This is a genomic window from Streptomyces sp. SP18BB07 (genome assembly GCF_036322545.1).
GTDB lineage: Bacteria > Actinomycetota > Actinomycetes > Streptomycetales > Streptomycetaceae > Streptomyces > Streptomyces deccanensis.
The window spans coordinates 104674-128206 of the sequence record NZ_JAQYWT010000307.1 but is presented as its reverse complement, the minus strand read 5'-3'; the positions used below and the strand labels follow the sequence as shown (position 1 = coordinate 128206).

General features: G+C 67.9%; 16 protein-coding genes and 4 pseudogenes. 12 read left to right on the top strand and 8 right to left on the bottom strand.

The genetic code is table 11. The features are described from left to right. Positions 1 to 464: 464 nt before the first annotated feature. A complete protein-coding gene (locus PUR53_RS20000) occupies positions 465 to 1007 on the bottom strand; it encodes a hypothetical protein (protein ID WP_329897414.1) in 543 nt (180 codons plus the stop codon). A gap of 186 nt (positions 1008 to 1193) precedes the next feature. Further along, positions 1194 to 1553, bottom strand: coding sequence for a hypothetical protein (locus tag PUR53_RS19995; protein ID WP_329909129.1), 360 nt, complete (start codon positions 1551 to 1553; stop codon positions 1194 to 1196). A gap of 548 nt (positions 1554 to 2101) precedes the next feature. On the opposite strand from PUR53_RS19995, the gene PUR53_RS19990 reads away from it, so the two are divergent. Together PUR53_RS19990 and PUR53_RS19985 are read left to right on the top strand one after the other, a co-directional pair. After that, entirely contained in the window at positions 2102 to 3532 is a 1431-nt protein-coding gene (locus tag PUR53_RS19990) for a glycoside hydrolase family 43 protein (RefSeq protein WP_329909128.1), read from the top strand. 221 nt (positions 3533 to 3753) lie between these two features. Next, positions 3754 to 6039 (top strand): annotated as a pseudogene (locus PUR53_RS19985) (family 43 glycosylhydrolase); the annotation flags it as partial. Between the two features lie 1229 nt (positions 6040 to 7268). Here the strand turns inward: PUR53_RS19985 and PUR53_RS19980 are convergent. The 3 genes and pseudogenes from PUR53_RS19980 to PUR53_RS19970 all read right to left on the bottom strand — a co-directional run bounded on the left by PUR53_RS19980 (position 7269) and on the right by PUR53_RS19970 (position 10582). Beyond that, positions 7269 to 7940 carry a hypothetical protein gene (locus PUR53_RS19980; protein ID WP_329897418.1) on the bottom strand — a complete coding sequence of 224 codons (672 nt, stop codon included), beginning with the start codon at positions 7938 to 7940 and terminating at the stop codon, positions 7269 to 7271. Between the two features lie 248 nt (positions 7941 to 8188). Further along, positions 8189 to 8728, bottom strand: a pseudogene (locus PUR53_RS19975) (CRISPR-associated helicase/endonuclease Cas3); the annotation flags it as partial. A gap of 1212 nt (positions 8729 to 9940) precedes the next feature. Further along, a complete protein-coding gene (locus PUR53_RS19970) occupies positions 9941 to 10582 on the bottom strand; it encodes a TetR/AcrR family transcriptional regulator (protein ID WP_329909124.1) in 642 nt (213 codons plus the stop codon). Between the two features lie 165 nt (positions 10583 to 10747). Between PUR53_RS19970 and PUR53_RS19965 the strand changes: the two genes are divergently transcribed. After that, a complete protein-coding gene (locus PUR53_RS19965; protein ID WP_329909122.1) occupies positions 10748 to 13111 on the top strand; it encodes an MMPL family transporter in 2364 nt (787 codons plus the stop codon). A 353-nt stretch (positions 13112 to 13464) separates the two neighbouring features. Here the strand turns inward: PUR53_RS19965 and PUR53_RS19960 are convergent, their stop codons facing one another. Further along, on the bottom strand, positions 13465 to 13701 hold the full coding sequence (locus PUR53_RS19960; RefSeq protein ID WP_329897421.1) for a hypothetical protein: 237 nt from the start codon (positions 13699 to 13701) through the stop codon (positions 13465 to 13467). 287 nt (positions 13702 to 13988) lie between these two features. After that, positions 13989 to 14558 (bottom strand): TetR/AcrR family transcriptional regulator, encoded by a 570-nt coding sequence (locus PUR53_RS19955; RefSeq protein ID WP_329909121.1) that lies wholly within the window; start codon positions 14556 to 14558, stop codon positions 13989 to 13991. Between the two features lie 606 nt (positions 14559 to 15164). Between PUR53_RS19955 and PUR53_RS19950 the strand changes: the two are divergent. The 7 genes and pseudogenes from PUR53_RS19950 to PUR53_RS19920 form a co-directional block, all read left to right on the top strand. Beyond that, positions 15165 to 15371, top strand: a pseudogene (locus PUR53_RS19950) (short-chain dehydrogenase); the annotation flags it as partial. Positions 15372 to 15494: 123 nt separating this feature from the next. Continuing rightward, the gene (locus PUR53_RS19945) at positions 15495 to 15962 is read left to right on the top strand and encodes a winged helix-turn-helix transcriptional regulator (RefSeq protein WP_329897423.1); all 468 of its coding nucleotides are present in this window, start codon (positions 15495 to 15497) and stop codon (positions 15960 to 15962) included. A gap of 309 nt (positions 15963 to 16271) precedes the next feature. After that, entirely contained in the window at positions 16272 to 17615 is a 1344-nt protein-coding gene (locus PUR53_RS19940) for an SCP2 sterol-binding domain-containing protein (protein WP_329909120.1), read from the top strand. A 51-nt stretch (positions 17616 to 17666) separates the two neighbouring features. Continuing rightward, positions 17667 to 18629 (top strand): PDR/VanB family oxidoreductase, encoded by a 963-nt coding sequence (locus tag PUR53_RS19935; RefSeq protein ID WP_329909118.1) that lies wholly within the window; start codon positions 17667 to 17669, stop codon positions 18627 to 18629. Positions 18630 to 18745: 116 nt separating this feature from the next. Beyond that, complete coding sequence (locus PUR53_RS19930) at positions 18746 to 18991, top strand: hypothetical protein (RefSeq protein WP_329909116.1); 246 nt, start codon at positions 18746 to 18748, stop codon at positions 18989 to 18991. A 36-nt stretch (positions 18992 to 19027) separates the two neighbouring features. After that, positions 19028 to 19162, top strand: coding sequence for a hypothetical protein (locus PUR53_RS19925; protein ID WP_329909115.1), 135 nt, complete (start codon positions 19028 to 19030; stop codon positions 19160 to 19162). Between the two features lie 260 nt (positions 19163 to 19422). Further along, on the top strand, positions 19423 to 20520 hold the full coding sequence (locus PUR53_RS19920; protein ID WP_329909114.1) for an NmrA family NAD(P)-binding protein: 1098 nt from the start codon (positions 19423 to 19425) through the stop codon (positions 20518 to 20520). Between the two features lie 336 nt (positions 20521 to 20856). On the opposite strand, the gene PUR53_RS19915 is transcribed toward PUR53_RS19920, so the two are convergent. Next, on the bottom strand, positions 20857 to 21009 hold the full coding sequence (locus PUR53_RS19915) for a hypothetical protein (RefSeq protein WP_329909113.1): 153 nt from the start codon (positions 21007 to 21009) through the stop codon (positions 20857 to 20859). Between PUR53_RS19915 and PUR53_RS19910 the strand changes: the two are divergent. Next, a pseudogene (locus PUR53_RS19910) lies at positions 20951 to 21703 on the top strand (MFS transporter); the annotation flags it as partial. The gene PUR53_RS19915 and the pseudogene PUR53_RS19910 overlap by 59 nt on opposite strands. A 190-nt stretch (positions 21704 to 21893) precedes the next feature. Next, entirely contained in the window at positions 21894 to 23531 is a 1638-nt protein-coding gene (locus PUR53_RS19905) for a flavin monoamine oxidase family protein (RefSeq protein ID WP_329909112.1), read from the top strand. The last annotated feature ends 2 nt before the right edge of the window (positions 23532 to 23533 follow it).

Sequence of the window (23533 nt, the reverse complement as noted above, 5' to 3'; positions counted from 1 at the left end):
GATGCTCCACCAGCACAATTCCCACCGCCTTGCTCACGGTCGATCACGCACAGAGTCTCCTGCACCTGAGCCCCCAGAGCACGCAATTCCGCAGTCGACAGCACGATCTGTCCACCACTGGTGACTACATCTTCAATGACCAGTACCCGGCGACCCTCAACCCGGCACCGGCATGCCTGTGGGGAACCACCGATCCGCAAGGAATAGCACGGGGACTTGTGACTGCGGGGCTGCGGAATTACGCCGACACAGAAGCGAGATTCATGGGGATTTGCGCCACCGCCGTGGTGACCGGCTCGGCGACCCCTCCGCGGGGCGAACGAGCCGACGCTTCCTGTTTTCCGCCCTCCATTGAGAGGCGGCCACCGCGGCGGGCACGTGATCACCCCAATACCTTGCGGCTGGTGTCCGAGCTAGGACTCCGGGGCCCTGACCCCCGTGGGTTCAGGGAAACCGAAGGCCCTTCAGCCTGAATCCACGGGTCCGTCGGTCTGCTTCAGATCGGTGCATCCGTGGGGTTCGGTTGGAACACCAGGATGCCGTGCAAGTCGAAGAGCTTCGGTTGTGACATCGGCGTCGACCTGAGCCTGTGTTCTGTCGCCGTATTCGAGGACGTCGTAGTCGTCGTCCAGGTTGGCGAGTCGTTCAACCAGAGGCAGCTCGTGCCCGAAACGATGGTGGATTCGGCAGGCCAGCTCGCGTGGTGTCAGCTCGCCGGCCAGCATCCGGGCGGCAAGTGCTCGCGCGGCGGCTTCCTGTCCGGCAACGCTGCCCGCTGAGTGGAAGGTGAGGCCCAGTTCGTCGAGTGCCGGGGGCAGGAGGTCGGGGACGTCGTAGTCCGCCTCCGCGCGTGTGCACGCGGCCAAGATCCGCAGGGCAGGACTGTCGAGACCGGCAACGAGTGCATCACAGGCAGCAGTGACGACGCCGGTTGCGGGGATCTCGCCCATGCTCCAGAGAACGGCACGGTCCTGAAGCTGGCGGGCTGCTGGTTCGGTCGACGGCATTTGCCCATGATCCCGTCAGTGGGTTGAGCGGGTCGAGTGGGTTTCATTGCGATGCCTTCTCGGCAGCTTCTCCCAGAAGCGCGCGTGCGGAGTCCGCGTAGCGACAGGTGGCCACCGCACGGAACTGCTTCCACTTGTTCACGCACCGCTCTACCCCCCTGGCGTGTCCACGCCGAACTGATGCGATCAAACACGAGGCACTGACAACGAGCCTCCCCATAACAGGTCCTGGGCGTGCCCGGACTCCCAGACCATCCACTTGCTCGTGGGCCGGGCGGCGGGTGCCCCACAAGCTGGACATCGCCAGGGGAGGTGACGGTTGTTGCGCGAGCAGATGAAGATGTGCGGGAGCCGCCAAGAGCCCTGCCAGACCGGGCTGCTCGGAAGATCGGCAGTGCCGGCGAGGCGGTCGGGGCAGTAGCGGCTGAAGGTGGTGAACATCCATCCGCTGTTGGCCATGCCCGCCGGGCTTTGGCGCTGCCTGAGGTAGACGGCGCCGAGCGGGGAGTAGCCGGGGACCTGGTCGGCCAGGGTGAGGCCGTGCACCTCGGTCGCCTCGAGCGCGACGGGAGATCCTGCGACTTCCGGATGGCCGCGTTCACGCACAGCCCGAACGCGTAGGGAAGTCTTCGCAGCTCAAGGGGTGCGGCGGAGGAAGTCTCACCGTCATGGGCGGTTATGGGGTGGGAACGCGTGGAAATCGAACTTGCCGGTTTCATTGACGTACTTCTGACTGAGACCTATCTTCTGATCGAATTTGCGAACAACGTTCGATCCTTCGAACCATGGCCGTCAAAGGGGACAGCCCGTGTTACGCACCCGTTTCCGGCGTACTTCCAAGCCGGCTCCGGCGGCCCTCTCCGCTGCCTTCGCCACCTGACCCGCCACGGCTGGGTACCCGGTCGCTGCCATGCTCACGCGGAAACCGTGCCAAATCGGCCGCTGACCAGCGCGACGCGGCACCCCCACATCGCGCGGAGCCGGCCCTGGCCCAACGGTATGGAGGCCGGACCTCACCCCTCACCTTCGACCTCACCTGCACCTGCACCTGCACCTGCACCTGATCACGGCACCCCAGAAAGACAGGAACGCACATGCCCGCGGTTCTCTCACGGCTGGCGGCGATACTTGTCGCCGCCTGCCTGCTCTTCACCGCCCAAGTCGTGGCCACACCTCAGCGGGCCGCCGCCGCCGACCCGGGTTACCTGATGACGCACTTCATCGGGGAGGGGGCGACCGGTCAGCAGATGTACTTCTCGTACAGCGCGGACGGCCTGAACTGGACCGACCTCAACGGCGGCGGGATGACCCTGCGCTCCACCGTGGGCACGCGCGGCGTGCGCGACCCCGCACTGGTCCGCTCGCCCGACGGCAGCAAGTACTGGATCATCGCGACCGACCTGTGCATCGACTGCGGGCAGACGTGGAGCCAGTCCATCAACGACGGCAGCCGCAACCTCGTGGTGTGGGAGTCGACGGACCTGGTCACCTGGTCGCAGCCCTGGCTGCTCAACGTAGCGGGCCAGATCCCCGACGGACGCAACGCGTGGGCGCCGGAGGCCATCTGGGACCCGGCCAGCAACGACTACGTTCTGTACTGGGCGACGAACAAGCCCCTCAACGGCGCGACGAAGCACCGCATCTACTACGCCCGCACCACCGACTTCCGCTCCATCACCACCCCGCAGCTCTACATCGACCGCCCCGGCACCCAGGAAATCATCGACACCCAAATCGTCGAGGTCCCCTCCGGCGTCGGCAACTACCGCTACGTGCGGGCCTCCGGCGACGGCCAGATCACCCTTGAGGGCAGCAACTCGATCCTCGGCACCTGGACCAACCTCGGCGACCTCTCCGGCATCGGCCTGACCGGCTCTCAGGTCGAGGGTCCGATGTGGATGAAGTTCCGCGACCGCAACGAGTGGACGCTCTACCTCGACCAGTACGCGGCCGGAAAGGGATACATGCCGGTCACGACGACCAACCCGTCCGCCTCCGGCACCTACAAGCTCCCGACGTCGGGAACCTACTCCCTGGGCGGCACCAAGAAGCGTCACGGCTCGATCCTGAACCTGACGGCCGCCGAGGACGCCCGGATCCAGGCGCGCTGGGCGAACACCCCGGCCCAGCGGCTGCAGTCCTTCAACTTCCAGGACCGCTACGTGCGGCACGCCAACTTCGACGTGCGCATCGACCAGAACGTCACCAACGACGACGCCAAGTTCCGGCCGCGACCGGGCCTGGCCGGCTCCGGCACCGTCTCCTTCGAGTCGGTCAACTTCCCTGGCTACTACCTGCGGCACTCCAACTACGACTTCCAGTTGGCCTACAACGACGGCACCGCCCAGTTCGCCGCGGACGCCACCTTCCGTCAGGTCGCCGGACTCGCCGACTCGTCCTGGTCCTCGTTCCAGTCGTACAACCACCCCGACCGCTACATCCGCCACTACGCCTACCAGCTGAAGCTCGAACCGATCACCACCGCGACGGGACGCAGTGACGCCACCTTCCGTCTGACGAGCTGACCTGGCAGGGATACCGGCGTCCTCGGGCGACGCCCCACCTGCCGCCCGCCCTCAGCGCCGGCGCCCCACCCGCGAGCGCAACACGACACCACATGTCATTCGGGGCGGGACGCGGCACCTCGACCGAGGCGTCGCGTCCCGCCCCTCCTCATGCATGTCTTCTTCAGGGGATGTGAACCATGCACAGCGTGAGACTTCAGTGCCGCCAAAGAATCAGGCAGGGCGCTCTGGCCGCCGTGGCCGCCGCCACGCTCATGGCCGGCGTCGTCGGCCCGGCGGCCCCCGCCCAGGCGGCGGAGATCACCGACGGCCTGGCTCTCTGGTACAAACTCGACGCCACCTCGGGCACCGTGGCGGCGGACGCCTCCGGCAACGGCCGCAACGGCACCGTCAACGGCACCGCAAGCTGGTCGGGCAACGGGGAGGGACTCACGTTCAACGGGTCCAGCACCTATATCAAGGTGCCGGACAACATCATGAGCGGCATGAACTCGATCACCGTCTCGATGGACGTGCAGATCGACGCCACCCAGGCCACGCCGTACTTCATCTACGGCTTCGGCAACACCGCGAGCAGCGGCACCGGCAACGGGTACCTGTTCACCACCGGCAACTCGTTCAGGACCGCGATCGCCTCCGGGAACTCGTCCACCGAGCAGAACACCCGGACCTCCGCCGCGCTGCAGCGCTCGGTCTGGAAACACGTCACCTACACCCAGACCGGCACCACGGGCGTCCTGTACGAGGACGGCGTCGAGAAGGCCCGCAACACCTCGGTCACCCTCACCCCCGGTTCCATCGGGTCCGGCATCACCACGGCCAACTACATCGGCAAGTCTGTCTACACCAGCGACAAGCTCTTCAAGGGCAAGATCCGCGACTTCCGGGTCTACAACCGCGCGCTGGCACCCGGTGAGGTTCTCGCAGTCAGCGGGAACACCACGGGCATCGGCGCGGCCACCCACCCCAAGCTGAAGATCGACGCGATCGTCGACGACGCCAACAGCAAAATCACCCTCCCGCTGACCGAGGGCACCGACCTCACCACGCTCGCCCCGCAGTTCACCATCGCCCAGGGCGCGTCCATCAGCCCGTCCTCCGGCACTCCGCGCGACTTCAGCGCGCCCGTGACGTACGAGGTGACCGGCCCGGACGGCGAGAAGCGCACCTGGACGGTCGAGGCACTGGAAATGAAGAGCCCGGTACTTCCCGGGCTCACCGCCGACCCCAACATCGTCCGGTTCGGCGACACCTTCTACATGTACCCGACCACCGACGGCTTCGCGGGCTGGAGCGGCACGCAGTTCAAGGCGTACTCCTCCAAGGACCTGGTCCACTGGACGGACCACGGCGTCATCCTGGACCTCGGACCCGACATCAGCTGGGCCGACGCCCGGGCCTGGGCCCCGACGACGGCCGAGAAGAACGGGAAGTACTACTTCTATTACTCGGCCGACACGAACATCGGCGTCGCGGTCTCCGACTCGCCCACCGGCCCGTTCACGGACCCCCTGGGCAAGCCGCTGATCGCCCGTGGCGCCTACACCGGCCAGATGATCGACCCGGCGGTCTTCACCGACGACGACGGCAAGCGGTACCTCTACTGGGGCAACGCCAGGGCGTACGTGGTCCCTCTGAACGACGACATGGTCTCCTTCGACGCCTCCAAGGTCACCGACATCACCCCCAGCGGCTACAACGAGGGCACTTTCGTCATCAAGCGCAACGGCACCTACTACTTCATGTGGTCGGAGAACGACACACGTGACGAGAACTACCGCGTCGCCTACGCCACCGGCTCCTCCCCGACCGGCCCCTGGACCAAGCGAGGCGTGATCCTGGAGAAGCGCCTCGACCTGGGCATCAAGGGGCCCGGCCACCACTCCGTGGTTCAGGTGCCGAACACCGACGACTGGTACATCGCCTACCACCGCTTCGCCATCCCCGGCGGAGACGGCACCCACCGCGAAACCACCATCGACAAGCTGGAGTTCGACGCCGACGGCCTGATCAAGAAGGTCGTCCCCACACTGAGCAGCATCGACCCGGTCTCCGTCGGCGCCACCCTGCCGACGCACACCAACCGCTCGCTCCAGTCGGTCAACTTCACCGGACGCTACACCGCCGTCCGCTCCGACAGCCTCGGCTACCTCGACCCGGTGACTTCCTCCAGCACCACGGCGGTCAAGCAGAGCGCCACTTTCACCATCGTCCCCGGACTGGCCGACTCCACGTGCTTCTCGTTCCGCGACTCCTCCGGCCGCTACCTGCGCCACAAGGACTTCCGGATCCGGTTCGACGCGAGCAACGGCACGGCCACCTTCCACAAGGACGCCACCTACTGCGCCCGGCCGGGCTCGGCCACCGGCTCGGTCAGCCTGGAGTCCTACAACTACCCCGGCCGCTATCTCCGCCACTACAACTACGAGCTGCGCATCGACCCCTTCCAGGACAACGCCACCTTCCGCGCCGACAGTTCCTTCAGGGCGGTCAACCCCTGGGCCTGACCGCATTCCCTCACTCACCGGCTGCCCCGCACGGCTTCACCGTGCGGGGCAGCCGGCATCGCGGCGCACCGAGCCTCATGCCGGGCGGTCAGCCGCGTGGCGAACTCGCCGTCCGCCGACCGAGACCGCGTGTTCATCCGCTCCTTCGAGGCGAGGCGTCGGCCTTGCGCCTCGGCCTGGTAGAGCCGGACCGGCCGATGGTCGTCGACACCGAAGACCGGGTGCGGCGGTCAGGCGGACCAGGGAGGGGCATCGTTTGCCATCCCTACCAGGTTCGGCTGCGCCACGCCTTGAGCGTGGCCACACCGTCGAGGCCTTGCCGCCACCGTCGGCACCTGAGCAGGTGGGGGGAGCGCATCTCCGTATCGACACGGTGGACCGCAAACGCCGGTCGACGACCCCGAGTGACAACCGTCCTGCCTTTGTGACACCTATGGTGCTCCAGCTCACCCGCTGTGCCGAAGCACGATAGTTGTCACCACCGGCCTCCGCTGACCTGCGGCTTCAGTAGGACAAAGCATGGTGGTTGTCACCAATGCGGCGCGCTACCTGTCATCAGCGGCAAGCTAAGCAGGGGCGTTGTCACCGCGTTCGGCTTCTGGTGGGCAGAGTGCCGAACGGCGGCGCTGAGGATTTCGAGGTCATCAACCCGCAGACGGGACCATCCCCGCGGGCGCGGGGAGCACACTTCATGGCCAGACGGCACCGTGCCCTCGGGCACCGGGGTCGAAGTTCCGATCATGGACGACGTCGCCGCGTTCGCGGGTGACTTTGTCCTGCATATCGAACGAGCGTGGGACCTGGTGCACGACTTCACCCAGACCTGGGCGGCTGGCCCTCTGGATGTGTGGTGTGAGTTGTGGCCACGAAGCTCATGGCAAGATCACGATCGGTGCTTCTTCGGCCGTCTCCAGCAGAAAAGCCGGCAACCTCCAACCCACCGCGCTGAGTTGATCTCGTCACCGTGAGGTCCACCGGTGTGGTCACCGGCCCGTCGGTGCACAGCAGGGCGTCAGTCAGCTCGAACAGCGTGTCCCCGCGCGGTCAGGCAGTCGAAGAAGTCGTGCGCAGCAGACTCATTCCCCCACGGCCTTCGTCCTGGTCAAGTGCCTCTTTGGTCGGAGGGCATCGTTCGAGGTCGGACCATAAGGAACAATCTGAGGCGCATACGGAACGAGGGCCCGGGCTCACTGCCGGGGCCCTCGTCCGCGTATGTGTCCTGGGTGCCGTTACGCGTAGAACGGCCCGGGCGTACTCCAGGTCGTGTTGCCGAAGACGTTCGCGTCGTCGATGGTGACGCTGACGTTCGTGACCTTGAGGCCGTACTGGGTGGGTGTCGTGCCGTCGGGGCAATTCACCTGCACGGGCGCGAAGTTGACGTAGAAATGCGGCCCGTACTCGCCGGAGTAGTTCCGGTGCGCGGAGAGGATGTAGTTGCTGTCGGGCGCGTAGTACGTCGCCGACAGGGGCTGCTGCTGGGTACGGACCACGAAACTGGTGCTGTGGTCGAACGTGCCGTCCGCGCGCAGACAGCCGAACGTGCGGGCCGTGTCGGCGTACGCCTGGAAGTAGCCGCCGGTGCTGCTCAGGCCCGCGATGTAGCCGGGCTGGTTGCGTACGTTGTGCAGTTCGACGCTCAGCTTGAAGCCGCCGCAGCCTGCCGTCGGGTCGTAGTCGTGGTAGATGAGCTGGCACTTGCGGTCGCCGAAGTAGGCGGTGGGATCCGGGTTGTAGGGCTGGGGCACCACGGCGCCGTAGAACTTGACGGTCGCGGAGATACCGCCGTCGGCGGCCGCCGGGATCTCGACCGTGGTGGTGGCCTGGGCGGTTCCTGTACCGACCAGGACGAGCAGGGCTCCCGCCAGTAACGCCGTGGACAGCCGCCCCAGTGCTCTGCGCATGCTCCGCATGTGTGACTTCCCCCCTGTGCACGTGGTGCACGCTCACATGAACAGTGACCTGGGCACGCTATCCACCCCTCCGCTCCCACAACCGGGAAACGTCCCAGCCCTCACAACCGGAACGGATGGTCAAGGCCGGTGAGGATGTCGTCCCTGAGCCCCGAGTCGCAGGCCAGGCCGGTGCCCGGCTGGGAGTAGGCCTGCGCGAGCGTGTTCAGCCGGTTGTGGCTGGTGTTGAGATTGCCCGAGTAGCCACCGGTCCGCCCCACCGCCTCGAACTCCTCGGCACCGGCTGGGCTTTCGGCGCCCGCGTGGGCTTCGGCCAACTGCCGCCGACGTGCGGCGGGCAGCGTCGCCGACAACACCACCACCGGCACCCGGTACGCCCCCAGCCACGACAACACCCGGTCCAGATAGGCACTCACGTACGTGTCGTAGGCGTGCGCCTCGTCGATCACCACGACCTTGCCCGCCACCGCCAGATGCCGCAGCGCCAGATGCCGGCTCTTCAACCCGGCGAACAGCAGCTGGTCAATCGTGCCCGCGACGAACGACGACAGCATCGTCTTCTTCCGGCCCCTCAGCCACGCATGCGCCACCAACTCGGCCGACGCCACCCGCCGGTCCACGGCAGGCCGCCCATCACAGGCCTCCTCATCCACCTCGACGGCCGCGATCCGCTGGGCGCTGTTGCGCATCAGATCCGCGTACGCGTCGTTGAGCGCCGCCTTGGAATGCGCCACCAGCGCCGACAGCCGCGTCCCCTCCTCGACCCGCAACCGCTCCAGCGTGCTCCCCGCACCTGCGGGGGTGGCCCCACAGCGGGGAAGCTCGGCAAAGTCGGCATGCTGCTCCCTGACACTCACCATGCCCCCAACAGCCCTCGATCACTGGTCTCCCCGTTGCCGCTGCCCAGCAAGCATCGACACAGGTCAGCGACATCAATGGGTGCATAGTCGCAGGTCAGCGCTACCCGGTAGACGACTTCATGGTGGGTGACTCCAACGCCGAGCCCACCCATAGGTAACAGCCCGCGCAAGGGCCCGGGACATCGGCCTGATAGGCGGCGGTGGGAGAACACTCCTCGCGCGTTGAGGGCTCATCACGCGGTGACCTATCGGCGTCCGCCATCCGTTCTCCTCGCCCTCAGCGGCGGACGACTGACCAAGATCCGGACCATCCCCGGGCCAGCGATCCACCTGGTGCCTCACAGAGCACCGTTTCTGCTGGTCAACAACACGGCCCGCTCCGCACCGACTCCGCCTTGCGCACCAACTCCCAGTTTCTTCCACTGTTGTGCCCCCCTCTCGGCAATGCTCTGGCCGGCACGGCGGGCGCATTCGGCCGGGTCCACTCCGGAGTGGAGCCAGAACGAGATGCCGGCGTGCCGGAGATCGTAGGGTCGCTTGGCCAGGCGAGATGTGCGTTCGGTAGGGGGGCAGGGCGCATTCCCGGGCCCGGGCCCACGTGATGCCGTAGGCAGCGGCGTCCACGTAGTTGCCTGCCTGGTTTCGGAAGACTCGGCCGTCGGGTGCCACGTCGAGCCGTTCCACATGGGCACGCAGCATGCTTACGAATGTAGGCGGGACGGGAACAGGCCGCGTCGCGCTTGCGGCGCGACGCTTGTGGCCGCATAGCCGCGAAATACATGCAGCCGAAGCACCTGGGCCGGATTGGGAACGGCGGCCGGATCCACTTCCTCATTGACTGCTGGCGCATTCCGCCGGAGCCCCTTGAGAGGGTTGTCGGTGCCAACTCCCGGTTACGGGCCCCGATCTCGATCCGCCGATCGTCATGGACCCCGCGAAGACGACATCAGCGCTTCCAGACCACAGTGGCTGAGCAGGAGCATGAAAAGGCTCAAGGAGCTTGCCCCCTCGCCGTCACCCACATCGCCGAACGCCTGGAAACGCCGGCACCCCGGCCGGAGAGGACGTCGTCGCACCCCACCTCTCTCCATCACGGGCAGCCTCGGCTGGTCCGGCCGGGTGTGCTTCGGGTCAGGTGTGTGCGATGTTGCCGACCGCGGTGCGCAGGTCGCCCTCTCCAGGTTCCAGCGGGGGCAAGGGGGTCGCGTTGGCGGGGTTCAGCGAGTCGAACAGCAGAGCAATGAAGCGGGCTCGCATCGAGGGTGAGGTCCCGGGGATCGCGAGCCCGGCGACGGCCATGACCAGAAAGCGCGGGATGTCCTCCGCGGTGAGGTCGTCGCGGACCTCGCCCTGTTGCTGCGCGCGAAGCAACAAGGGGTGCAACGACTCGCTGAAGCGCTGAATGGCGTCCACGGCGACGTCGGAGAAGTTGCTCGCGAAGGTGACCAGCCCCTTCTCCTCCGTGATCAGGTCGAGCAGGCGCGTGGCGATGTCCTGGAGGGACTGGCGGGGGTGAGGGTCCTCGGCGGCGCGGTCGATCAGGGGGAGCAGGTCGGTTTCGAGAATGTCGTGGAGGACGGCCCGGACGATGGCCTCACGGTTGGGGAAGTGGCGGTAGAGCGTGGCAATGCCCACGCCGGCCTCGGCCGCGATCTGCTCCAGGGAGGCTTCGCCCGCGCCGAGGACGGTCCGCCCTGCCGCAGTGATGCGCTCGATCGTGGAGCGTGCGTCAACTCTGCGTCGCGGGGCCCGGTCGCCCTTGATGCCGGCCATCTGCGGCTCCTTCCTGCTCTGCGACGAAGCCTATCCGCCCTCGGGCTGCTCGATAGCAACCTATCAAATTGATAGCCTCCTATCGTATTGATAGTACCCTCTCAGTTCGTGTCGTCTCGGCCTGCGAGGCGCACCACACAAAACGCCTGAAGAGGGGAGAGAGCCGTGTCCGTTCTGCTGTACCGGCTGGGAGGGTTCGCCTACCGCAAACCCTGGTACGTCATCGGGGGCTGGTTGGCCGTGATGGCCGCTGTGGTGGGGCTCCTGGTGGCCGTTCCGGTCAAGTTGAGCAATGAGGTGCGCATTGACGGCACCCCGTCCCAGCAGGTCGTCGACGATCTGGCCAGGTCCCTGCCGGAGGCGTCCGGGGGGCAGGGCATGCTGGTTTTCAAGGCGCCGGACGGTGCCCGGATCGGCGACGAGAAGGTCCAGGGTGCTCTGCTGGCGGCGGTGGACGCCGTCTACCGTCACGACCACGTCATCGACATCCGAAAGGCCCTCGCGAAGGAAGCGGCGAAGGGCGACAGGAGCCCGCTGCTGGCGGCGCAGGCGGCGGTCGCCCAGGCCGCGGGACAGCCGTCCTCTGGCGGGACACCTGTCCCGTTGCAGGTGGACGGACAACCCGTGCCCGGCATCGTCGTGTCCGCCGACGGCTCCGCAGCCCTGATGCAGTTCCAGTTCGACGAGCAGACCTACGAGCTTCCCGCCGGGACCATCGACAGCACCGTCGAGGCCGCCGAGCGGCAAGCCGCCCGCGGCGGCCTGGAGGTTCTGCCGTCCGCGTCGATGATGGAGATCCCGGAGGTCGTAGGCGTCGGAGAGATCGTCGGCGTCGTCGTGGCGGCCTTCGTTCTGCTGGTCGCCCTGGGGTCGGTCGTGGCGGCGGGCCTGCCCCTGGTCATCGCCCTGGTCGGCGTCACGGTGGGCGTAGGCGGAGCCTTCACCCTCTCCACCGTCTTCGAGATCCACTCGCTCGCCGCGGTCCTCGCCCTGATGCTGGGACTGGCCGTCGGCATCGACTACGCCCTGTTCATCGTCAACCGGGAACGCCGGCTGATCCTCGAAGACGGCTTGGACGCGCACGAAGCGACCAGCCGCGCCATCGGCACGGCCGGGAGCGCGGTCTTCTTCGCCGGCAGCACTGTCATCATCGCCCTCACGGGGCTCCTGGTCGTCGGGATCACCCTGCTCAGCACCATGGCGATCGTCGCCGCCGCCACGATCGCCATCACCGTCCTGCTCGTCCTGACCCTGTTGCCGGCACTGCTGGGACTGGTCAAGGAGCGCATCTGCCCCGCCCGCACACGGCGCCGGGCGGAGCGGGCGGCCGACGCCGAGCGCCCCTCCCCCACGCGGGCGACCCAGTGGGCAGCCCGTCTGATCCGCCACAAATACCCGGCGCTCGCGGCCGCGTTCCTGATCCCCGTGATCCTGGCGGTGCCCGCCGCCGACATGAGGATGGGCCTGCCCTCAGGCGCCAGCTACAACTCCGACACCGCGCAGCGCCAGAGCTACGACCTGGTCAGCGACGCCTTCGGGCCCGGCTACAACGGCCCGCTCATGATCGCCGTCGACTCCACCGCCGAGGGGCGTCCGCTCACTCCGGCGGCCCTCGCCGCGGTCACCGCCGATCTCAGGGACGTCAAGGGCGCGACCTCCGTGTCTCTGGCCGGGATGAACAACGCCGGCACCACGGCCATCCTCACACTCGTCCCCGGCAGCGGCCCCAACGACGACGCCACCAAAGACCTCGTCACCGCCGTACGGGACGAAAGTGCGCGGATGAGCGAGACCACCGGCACCAAGATCGGCGTCACCGGCTTCACCGCCCTCGCCATCGACGTCTCCGACCGGCTCGCCGATGTCCTGCCCCTCTACGTGGCCACCGTTCTCGGGCTCTCCCTGATCATCCTGCTTCTGGTCTTCCGCTCCGTCCTGGTGCCCGTGACGGCGACTCTCGGCTTCCTGCTGACCATCGCGGCCACGTTCGGCGTCACCACGGCCGTCTTCCAGTGGGGCTGGCTGCAGGCCCTGATCGGGCTGGATGCCACAGCGCCCGTCGTCAGCCTGCTGCCCATCATCATCACCGGTGTCCTGTACGGGCTGGCCATGGACTACCAGATGTTCCTGGTCACCTCCATGCGCGAAGCACACGTCCACGGCGCCACCCCGCTGAACGCCACCGTCACCGGCTTCGCCCGCGCCGGCTCGGTCGTCGTGGCGGCGGCCACCATCATGGTCTCCGTCTTCGCCGGGTTCGTCTTCAACGCCCAGCCCATGATCAAGCAGGCCGGGTTCGCGCTCGCTGTGGGCATCCTCATCGACGCCTTCGTCATCCGCATGACACTCATTCCGGCCACCATGGCGCTGGCCCGCGAAAAAGCCTGGTGGCTCCCCACCTGGCTGGACCGCCTCCTGCCAGACCTCGACGTGGAGGGCGACAAGCTCGCACAGAAGGTCCCGCTGCCCCACCCCGTCGCCGCCCAGTCGCAGGCCGCCCCAGCACAGGAGGCCGACCTCACTTCGTGAGACCTGCCGGGGGGAGCGCCGCGAGCGTCGCCCCCCGGTACGTCGCCGGCTAGGAGCCGCACTCCGCCCGGGCGAAGGACCCGACCAAGCTGCTCGGGTCCTTCGCCCGCAGACATCACGCAGGTCGGCGTCCGGAAGAGGCGAGCTCTGCTCCGCACCGGCGTCATCGAGTCGACCAGTGGGCCGTCATTGGTCTGCTCTGGACCACCGAGCGACTCAGACAGCCGCCGGCTTTCGGATGCGCGGGGGGGTTCTCCAGGGCCCACCCCACGGTCTTCGGCGGGCGGTCGAGCAGGGTTTCCAGCTAATCGGTGCGGCCGCCGTACCTTCCCCGGCCGTCAGCTCCGAGCCGGTCAGCGCGTAGGACAGTTGACGAACATGTCGATGTCGCCCTGGGCGCGGGCCGCCGCGGCCATCAGACTGACAGCGGTGCAGTACGGCGACGGGCTCACGCTGAAGTCGATGCGCCGCACGCCCTTCAGCGCGGCGGTCACGTCGGCGATAAAGAGCAAGTCACCCACGAAGAGCTCGGCCCCGGCCCGGCGGAGCGAGTGGGCGCGTTCGTCGTCCTTCCGTACGAACGCGCGCACGGGGTGCCTGTTCGAGCAGCATGTCGACCGTCGTCCGGCTCACACCACCGATCTCGCCTGCGGCACCGGTGATCAGGATGGGACTGCCCTCTGGCATCAAATGTCCTGTGTCTGGCAGGGGTGGGGCAGTCGTTCAAGGTGGGTCGGCGGGCGGCGACCCTCGTGCCGGGTGGCCGTCTCCGCGTGTTGTGCCGACCACGTCGAAGCCCGCTGCGAGCAGCGCGCGAGCGGTCTCCCCCCTCGATACCGGACGACGCACCCGAGACGCTCCGGCGCGGGGCGACGCGTCAGTTCACGGCTGCCGCGTCGAGCAGGGTGATCACCGTGGGCGCGACGAGGCCCGACAGCCTGTCCGCCCCGATTCCCGCACGGGCGCTGGCGCCGTCGAAGACCAGGCTGAGCTGCCGGGCCACCAGGCCGGGATCGCTCGCCCCGCCGTGCTCGGCCTCGGCACGGAAGAAGGCGGTCAGGTTCTCCTTGACCCCATGAGCAACCTGGCTCGCGGGGTGACCCTGGTCCTTGAGCTCGATCTGCGCGGCCAGATAGGGGCACCCGTAGAACTCGGGCGCATCCGACTGCGATTCCAACTGCTCGAAGACGTGCAGGATTCGCTTCCGGGGCGAGCGGCCGTCGTCCGCCGCGGGCAGGAGCGCCGCCACGTAGGCGGAGGTGCGCCGCTCCAGGCTCGCCGCGAGCAGTTCGTCCTTGCTCTCGAACAGTTGGTACATGGAGCGCTTGGACACTCCCGCCGCCTTGCAGAGCGCCTCGACGCCGATTCCGACGCCGTCTCTATAGGTGAGTGTGGCCGCCGCCTCCAGCAGCCGCTCCCTGGGAGTTTGCTTCACTTCGGTGGTCATAGCACGAGATTAACCCAAGGTGAAGCAAAAGAAAACCGATCGGTTTCCTAGGTGCTAGGCGCCTGTGGTGGCCACGCACTCCGGGAGGCGGACAGCGGCTTCCCCCAGGCCGGGACCGCCGGCCTCTCGGACGTCGGCCTCTCGCGCGTCGCCTCCGAAGGGATGCGGCACAGACCCTCAAGCCGGCCGGGCCAGCGCCACCGGCGACGCGTGCCGCGCCGCCGCTCGAGATCACCCTGCCCGGCGGCGACCGGCTCGCCCACGAGGGACACGGTCGAGCTCGACACGCTTCTCGTGTTCGACGCCGACGACGCGCTGCGTGAGTACGCGCCGACCCACGGCCTCGGACACGAGCCGCTTGTTCGCACGGCCGGCCAGCATCAGGAAGGTGTTCACCGACCTGACCGCGGACAGCGGACAGCGGAGGAGCGGTTGCCTGTTCGACACGGGTGACGGCGACCATGCAGCGGGCTCGGCTACTCCACGCGGAGCGGCACCCCCGACGTCAACGTCATCCGACTGCCCCCTCCGCTGACTTGCACGTTGGAAACTGATCGGTTTACGATGTTGGAAACCGGTCGATTTCTGATGTGCGTGGAGGTAGTCATGACCGCCCTGAAGCGCGCGCACGTCTTCGTCACCGGCGGCAGCCGGGTCATCGACAAGGCGCTGGTGGAGGAGCTGTACGCGCGGGGTGCCGGCAAGGTCTACGCCACGGCGCGCGACCCGCGCTCCGTGACGAACCCCGACGCCGTCCCGGTGGCGCTGGAAGTCACCGACCCGGCCTCCGTGACGGCGGCCGCCGCGCAGGCGACGGCCTGAACGCCGTCACGCCGCCGGTCGTCGAGCTGGTTCACGCCCCCCGCCCCTTCAAGAGCGAGCGATCCGACCCCTCGGATACATCAGTTGCTTGACGCAACGTGCTAGATTCGCAGCATGTTGGGCCGAATGTACGACAGTCAGCTGTGCTCCATCGCCCGGACCCTGGAAGTCGTGGGCGAGCGTTGGACCTTGCTGATCATTCGCGACGCGCAGCTCGGCCTGCGCCGTTTCGAGGAGTTCCAGGAGAGCCTCGGCATCGCCCGCAACGTACTCACCAGCCGCCTTTCCAAGCTGGTCGACGACGGCCTGCTGGACCGGGTCTGCTACCAGGAGCGACCCGCCCGCTATGAGTACCGGCCGACGGACAAGGCCCAGGCCTTGCTCACCGCGGTGCTCAGCCTGATGCACTGGGGCGATGAGCACGCCGCGGATCCGGCCGGTCCTCCGCGGATCGCGAACCACGCGGGATGCGGAGGCAGCGTTCGGGAGCAGCTCGTGTGCACCCACTGCGGTCAAGTCGTGGGCCCGGACGCCGTGCACCTGCTTCCCGGCCCAGCACTGCTCACCGAACGACAGGCGTGAAGTAGCAGAGCACGCTCCATTACCGGTGCCGTAGCCGTTCCGCCCTAGCTGTTCCGCCCTAGCTGTTCCGCCCCGTTCTTCGGCCGCGAGCTGCGCCGCCCGGGTGGGCCCGCAGTGCCGCCCGCTCCCCCGGCTCGGCGCTTGTAGGTTGCTCAACTCCCTCCTGAAGCAGGTGAGTTGGAGTCAGATCTTGCAGAAGACACATCGAATGACCGCACTTCCTCCGTAAGTTGCTTCACGAAACCCGCAAGGCTAGTGTGCGAGTTGCTTCATAAAACTTGCAGGCCCAGCCCCCTGAGGTGACGCTCGATGGCCAAGAACAAGCTCGAAGACCATCCCACCGTCGTTCAAGCCCGCCGGCGCGACCGCACCGCCGCCCGGCCCGCCGAGCCGCTGGACGCGTCGCAGCTGCGCCAGTTGTGTCTGGACGCCGGCGCGGACGACGTCGGCTTCGTCGAGATCGACCGGGCCGACATCGCCGACCAGCGAGAGGACCTGAGTGCCGCGCTGCCGGGCGTTCGAACGCTGATCAGCATCGTGACCCGAATGAACCGGGAGAACATCCGCACTCCCGCGCGCTCGGTGGCCAACCTGGAGTTTCATCACACGGGCGACCACACCAACGAGATCGGTCGGCACGTGGTGGGCGAGTTGGAGGCGATGGGCGTGCGCGCCATCAATCCCGCGATGGGCTTTCCCATGGAGATGGACAAGTTCCCCCGGAAGGCGTGGGTCGTCTCGCACAAGCCGGTCGCCGTGGCGGCGGGGCTCGGCAAGATGGGTATTCACCGCAACGTCATCCACCCCAAATTCGGCAACTTCATCCTGCTGGGCACCATCCTCATCGACGCCGAGGTCAGCGAATACACCAGGCCCATCGAGTACAACCCCTGCCTGGAATGCAAACTGTGTGTGACAGCCTGCCCGACCGGGGCGATCGCCTCCGACGGTCACTTCAACTTCTCCGCCTGCTACACCCACAACTACCGCGAGTTCATGGGCGGCTTCGGTGACTGGGCCGAACAGGTCGCCGAAAGCCGTGACGCCCACGACTACCGTTCGCGGGTCAGCGACAGCGAGAGCGCCTCGATGTGGCAGAGCCTGTCCTTCGGCGCCAACTACAAAGCCGCCTACTGCATGTCGGTCTGCCCGGCCGGCGAGGACGTCATCGGCCCCTGGCTGGACAGTCGCAAGGCCCATCTGACCCAGGTCGTGCGCCCTCTGATGGACAAGGAGGAAACCGTCTACGTCGTCCCAGGCTCCGACGCCGAGCAGCACGTGGCCGACCGGTTCCCCAACAAACGCACGAAGCATGTGGCGATGAGTCTGCGAGCGGACAGCATCGACGGTCTGGTGGAAGGCCTGCCGCTGATCTTTCAGCGCGAACAGGCCAAGGACATGTCCGCCACCTACCATTTCACCTTCACCGGCGAGGAATCCCGGCAGCTCACCGTGACCATCCGCGACCGCGAACTCGGTGTCACCGAAGGGCATCACGGTGAGCCGGATCTGAGGATCACCGCCGACACGCGCACCTGGCTGCGTTTCCTCGCCAAGCCGTCGATGTTGGCGTGGGCGCTGGTGCGCCGGCAGATCAAGCTGAACGGATCCCCCCGACTGCTGCGCGACTTCGGCCGTTGCTTCCCGTCCTGATCGGTCGGGAAACGCCTCACCGCACCATCTCTGGAGAAATGAAAGGCGATCATGAGCAATCTCGCCACCGAAGTCGAGCTCGATCTCGTGGTGGAACGCAAGGAAACGTTGGCCGAAGGTGTCGTGCTGTTGACGCTGCGCCACCCGGAAGGCCGTCCACTGCCGGAATGGCAGCCGGGAGCCCATATCGATCTGATCCTGCGAGCCGATCTGGTCCGGCAGTACTCACTGTGCGGGGACCCGGCGGATCGGTCCCGCTTTCAGGTCGCGGTGCTGCGTGAACCGGAAAGCCGCGGCGGGTCGAGCCACGTGCACGACGTGCTCACGGAAGGCGAGTCGGTGCGTGTCCGCGGGCCGCGCAACCACTTTCCGCTCGTGAAGGCCAAGAACTACCTGTTCATCGCGGGCGGGATCGGCATCACGCCGATTCTGCCGATGCTGGCGGCCGTCAACGCGACCCGCGCCGACTGGCGCCTCGTCTACGGCGGCCGCACCCGAGCCTCGATGGCGTTCGGTGAGACGCTGCGGCGGGCGTACGGGGAGCGGGTGAGTCTGCGGCCGCAGGACGAGTACGGGCTGCTGGACCTGCCCTCACTCCTGGGCAAGCCGCAACGGAAGACGGCAATCTACAGCTGCGGCCCGGAACCGCTGCTGGCGGCAGTCGAGGCCGGCTGCGAGAAGTGGCCGAGCGGATCTCTGCACCTGGAGCGCTTCGCACCGAAGCAGGACCTCACGGCCGTGCCGCGGAGCAGCTTCGAGGTCGAGCTGGCCCAGTCCGGCAAGAAGGTGCTGGTCTCCGCGGACATGACCGTTCTCGAGGCCGTCGAAGCCGCCGGTGTGCCCGTGATGACCTCCTGCGAGGAGGGGATCTGCGGGACCTGCGAGACGAAGGTGTTGTCCGGGGAGATCGACCACCGCGACTCGGTCCTGACCGACCAGGAGCGCGCCGCGGGCGACACCATGATGATCTGCGTCTCCCGAGCCAAGAGCGACCGCCTGGTCCTCGACGTCTGATCCGCCGTCGGCACCCGACGGTACCGACTCGCCCGAGCCGTCTCCCCGTCACCGCTCCTGGCGGAAGTATTACGGCGGTTCACGCCGCATCACGACCACCCCGGAAGGGGGTGGTCGTGATGATCTCCGGGGTGCGGACGACGAGCCTGCGGGGTCTCCACGTGCGCGTGGAGGCTGGGCTGGGCTGGGCGTGCCGGATCCTCGCCACCTGGCGGCCGCCAGGTGGCCGACCACAGAGCGGCCTGCTCGATCACGCACGACTGCGACCGTCCTGTACTGGTGGAGGGGTCCGCTCCGTCGTGGCCGTGCCCGTCGTGGCCGTGCCCGTCGTGGTGTCCTGCGCGGTGCGCGCGGTGCTCTAGGGCGCCAGCCGCGGCCCGGCGACGTTCGGCGACCGGGTGGCCGAAGCGTTCGCCCACGCCTCACGGCGACTGTCCGCGGAACTGCCCATCCGTGACGAGGTCGACCACCGCCTGCGCCTGCTGAAGGCCGCGCAGAGCGGCGCCGTCGGCAGGAAACCGGCGTGCCCCTAGAGGACTCCGCGAGGCCCACGCCGAGGTGCGGCGCATTGCCCAACAGCTGCCCGACGCCGCGCTGCCTGCGCGGGCAGCTGCTCGATGCGGCCGACGGCTGGCCCCGCCGCATGCCGCCGCCCCGTGTCTCCCACATGCGGGCTTGCTGATTGAAAACCGATCGGTGTACCGTATGGAAACCGATCGGTTTTCAGCGTCACCGACGCTCCCGCCCGTTCGCGCGGTGACCTCGTCCCCCCCAATCTCTGGAGTCAACAACCATGTCTTCTCATGCCACCTCCACCATTTTCGTCATCGGGGGTACAGGGGCTCAGGGAATGCCCATCGTCCGGGCTCTCGTCGCCGACAAGAAGTACTCCGTGCGGGTCCTCACCCGGGATGCCACCTCGCCCCGGGCCCAGGCTCTCCTCGCGCTGGGCAATGTCTCCATCCTCGAAGGGTCGTTCGCCGACGAGGAGATACTGCGCGAGGGATTCCGTGGCTGTGACGGGGCGTTCGTGAACATCGACGGATTCAACACCGGGGAGAAGACCGAGACCTACTGGGCCATCCGCACCTACGAGATAGCGATCGAGGAAGGGATCAAGTTCTTCGTCTACGGGAACCTCGACTACGCCCTCAAGAAGTCGGGCTACGACTCCAGGTTCCGCACCGGCCACTACGACGGAAAAGGCCGCATGGCGGAATGGGTGCTGTTCCAGAACGAGAAGAACAGCGACCGTATGGGAGCCGCGGTCTTCACATCGGGCCCCTACATCGAGATGGTGATCTCACCGCTGACGCCCATGACGCCCAGCATCGAGGACGGCGTCGTCACGTGGCGAGTCCCGCTCGGCGAGGGGGCCGTTCCGCACGTGGCTCTCGACGACTGCGGGTTCTATGTCCGCTGGCTCTTCGACCACCCGGAGCGCGCCAACGGCATGGATCTGGAAGTCGCCATCGAGCACATGACCTATGCCGATATGGCCGCGGCATTCGAGAAGGTCACCGGGCATCCGGCGCAGTACATAGACACCGACCTGGACACGTACTGGAACAGTCCGGACCTGCAGGGAATCGCCGATCACCCCGCCGGGTACAACGCCGACCCCGACGACAAGAGCACCATGAGTTTCCGTGACAATTTCACCGGCTTCTGGAACGTGTGGAAGCACGGGATCATCACCCGGGACTACGCCTTGCTCGACGAGATCCACCCCAACAGGATCAGGAGCGCCGAGGAATGGTTCCGCCGAGAGGACCAGGCGGGACGGGAACTCGGCAAGGGAAGCCTCTGGGACAGGGTCCAGCCGGAGAACTGGAGCATGGAATCCGCCGTCCTCAAGAGCAGCGCCGACCTCAGGAGCGGAAAGCTGTGAACGGCCCGGTCCCACCGTGTGCTCCCTACCCCTCACGCTCCCTCCATCGGCGCACCGCGAACACCGCGAGCGAGCCGCCGCGTTCGGCCACGAGTACCGCGCCGCGGCACGCCGCGCGTGACGTGGAGCCCTACGACACCGGCGACGACATCGGGGCGAAGTCCGCCTGAAGGGCCGGCCCTTCCCGGACCGAGACCCGTTCTTCGGCGCCCGTCCCCTGACACCCGTCCCCCGCTCCCGGCCGGCAGGCACCGCCTCCACGCGGTGCCTGCCGGCTTCGTTCACCGGGACGGGGCGACCGCTCGGTGTGCCGGAAACGGCCGGGTGCGGTTCACTTCAACGGCCGGACCGTGCCGGCCATGTCGTCTCGCGGTGGACAAGGGCGAGGATGTCGCCCGTGCCGGACCGGCTCGACGCCGCCGGGGCCGGAGCCCCGACCGCCGAGAGGACACCGGCGGTGAGGTTGTCGGCCACCGCGGTGAGGTCCATCCCAGCCTACGCCCTGGCCGCGATCGTCCTCGCCCTCTGGCTGCGCCCCGACCCCCTCCTGACAGCACGTGCTCTGGCCGAGGCGGAGGGTGCCGCCGCGACGGCTACCGCCTCTGACGCCGACCACGGGACGGACGGTCGTGGTGGTGTGGTTCTCGGCGCGCTCGTCATGGTCCTCACCCAGCTGGTCATGGTCGCGATCATGACGAGGACACCGGTCCACATGCACGACCACGGTCACGGCACCGCCGCCTCCGGCCTCGTCATCGCCATCCACATCGGCGCCATGTCCTTGCCCTCACCGCTCACCGGATGGCTCGTCGACCGATTCGGCCGTATGAGGATCGCCGCCGCCTCGGGCATCACGCTCCTGTCCGCCGGCATGCTCGCCGCGCTCGCGCCCGGCGACTCCGTCGCGCTCCTCGCGCTCGCCCTCGCCCTGCTGGGACTGGGCTGGAACTTCGGCCTCGTCTCGGGGACCGCGATCATCACCGACACCGTCCCTCTCGCCACCCGTGCGAAGACCCAGGGCCTGGTCGACGTCTCCATCGCCATCGCCGGCACCACCGGCGGCATGGCCTCCGGCATCATGGTCGCCGCCACCAGCTACCCCGCCCTCGCCCTCACCGGCGGCGCCCTCTCCCTCTCCCTCGCCCTCCTGCCCGCCGTCGCCGCCACCGCCTACCGCCGATGAACCCCGACGTCGACCTCCCCTGAGTCGCGTGAGCGGGCGTGCGCCGAGTCGGTGTCAACTGTCGTCCTGTGCGCTCGCCCGGACGGTCGGCGTCCGCGTACGGGCGGTGGGGCAGGACCTCTGCGCAGGTCGCGCCCGGAGTCGGCGCGGCGCTTCTGTGGCGCGAGAGGTTCGACCCGAAAGGTGAGCCATGACCGAGCCGACGTCCCCCCACCCCTCCGCACAGGCGCTCCACCACGCGATGTCCGGTCTCGCCGGCCCACTCAGCGCGGGCGCGGGCACCGCTCCGGACTACACCGCCGTACCGCGCCCGGCAGCCGGTGAGGAGCCCTCGGTACTGATCCTCGGCGCCGGGGTCGGCGGACTGACCGCGGCCTACGAACTGGGCAGGCTCGGCCACCGGTGCACGGTGCTGGAACCCCAGCCCCGTACCGGCGGCCGCAACCGCACCGCCCGCAGGGGCGACAAGCTGTACGAACTCGACGGCGAGGGCAACAGCCCGGTCCTGACCCACACCTGCGCCTTCGACCACGGCCTGTACCTCAATCTCGGCCCGGGCCGCATCCCGCACCACCACCGCCGTGTGCTCAAGTACTGCACCGAACTCGGGGTGGCGCTGGAGCCGTACATCATGGAGACGACGGCCAACGTCCTGCACCGCGCGGGCCACACCCCGCCCGGCCGGCCCTGGCGCAACCGGCGTGTCGCCAACGACACCCGCGGCCACCTCGCCGCGCTCCTTTCCGCCACGCTGACCGGCCGCGACGCGTTCACCGGTCAGTTGCGGGACCTGCTGCGCAAGTTCGGCGATCTCGACGAGGAGGGCGAGTACCACGGCTCCACCCGTTCCGGTTACGCCGAGCCGCTGGACGTCCACGAGTTCCCGTCGCCCGCGCCTCCGCTGGGCCTGGCCGACCTGGTCGTCTCGGAGTTCTGGAAGCACAGGTTCTACCAGCCGGTGGACCATCTGTGGCAGGCCACGATGTTCCAGCCGGTGGGCGGCATGGACAGGATCGTCCACGCGCTCACCGAGCGGATCACCACCGAGTACGGGGTGACGGTCGAACTCGGGGCCGAGGTCACCTCGGTCGACCTGACGGGGGCCGGGGTCCGCGTCGGCTACCGCTCGGGCGGGCAGGAACGGACGACGACGGCCGACTACTGCGTGAGCAACATCCCGCTGCCCGTGCTGAAGCAGCTCGAACTGACCGGTTTCTCACCGGAGTTCGGCAACGCCGTGACGGCGGTGGGCTTCGCGCCGACCTGCAAGGTCGGCTGGCAGGCCAACCGGCGGTTCTGGGAGGACGACCGCAACCAGATCTTCGGCGGCATCAGCTTCACCGACCATCCCATCACCCAGTTCTGGTACCCCTCCCACGACTACTTCTCCAAGACCGGCACCCTCACCGGCGCGTACAACTTCGGTGACAACGCCCGGGACATGGGCAAGCGCACCCCGGTCGAGCGGCTGGGTCTGGCCCGGGACGGGGCGGTTCAGCTGCACCGCGAGTTCCTGGAGAAGACCACCGTGCCCCAGGATTTGGGCGTCAGCATCGCCTGGCACAAGGTGCCCCACCAACTCGGTGGCTGGGCCGACTGGGACCCGGCCGACCCCGCCCACCAGGTCGCCTACAAGCAACTGCTGCAGCCCGAGGGCGACGGCCGTTTCTACGTCGTCGGCGACCAGGCGTCCCCGCTGCCCGGGTGGCAGGAAGGGGCCATGATGTCGGCCCAGTACGTCGTCGCCCAGATCCTCGGTCTCCTCCCCCGCACCGCCCCCGACACCGTCCAGGTCCCCGACGCCGTCTTCCTCACCCAGGGCCTCTGACC

Bases quoted from the DNA above. Each gene is read 5' to 3' on its own strand.
- PUR53_RS20000 (WP_329897414.1), bottom strand. From the start codon at position 1,007: ATGCCGTCGACCGAACCAGCAGCCCGCCAGCTTCAGGACCGTGCCGTT.
- PUR53_RS19990 (WP_329909128.1), top strand. From the start codon at position 2,102: ATGCCCGCGGTTCTCTCACGGCTGGCGGCGATACTTGTCGCCGCCTGC.
- PUR53_RS19980 (WP_329897418.1), bottom strand. From the start codon at position 7,940: ATGCGCAGAGCACTGGGGCGGCTGTCCACGGCGTTACTGGCGGGAGCC.
- PUR53_RS19970 (WP_329909124.1), bottom strand. From the start codon at position 10,582: ATGGCCGGCATCAAGGGCGACCGGGCCCCGCGACGCAGAGTTGACGCA.
- PUR53_RS19955 (WP_329909121.1), bottom strand. From the start codon at position 14,558: ATGACCACCGAAGTGAAGCAAACTCCCAGGGAGCGGCTGCTGGAGGCG.
- PUR53_RS19945 (WP_329897423.1), top strand. From the start codon at position 15,495: ATGTTGGGCCGAATGTACGACAGTCAGCTGTGCTCCATCGCCCGGACC.
- PUR53_RS19940 (WP_329909120.1), top strand. From the start codon at position 16,272: ATGGCCAAGAACAAGCTCGAAGACCATCCCACCGTCGTTCAAGCCCGC.
- PUR53_RS19935 (WP_329909118.1), top strand. From the start codon at position 17,667: ATGAGCAATCTCGCCACCGAAGTCGAGCTCGATCTCGTGGTGGAACGC.
- PUR53_RS19920 (WP_329909114.1), top strand. From the start codon at position 19,423: ATGTCTTCTCATGCCACCTCCACCATTTTCGTCATCGGGGGTACAGGG.
- PUR53_RS19915 (WP_329909113.1), bottom strand. From the start codon at position 21,009: ATGGACCTCACCGCGGTGGCCGACAACCTCACCGCCGGTGTCCTCTCG.
- PUR53_RS19905 (WP_329909112.1), top strand. From the start codon at position 21,894: ATGACCGAGCCGACGTCCCCCCACCCCTCCGCACAGGCGCTCCACCAC.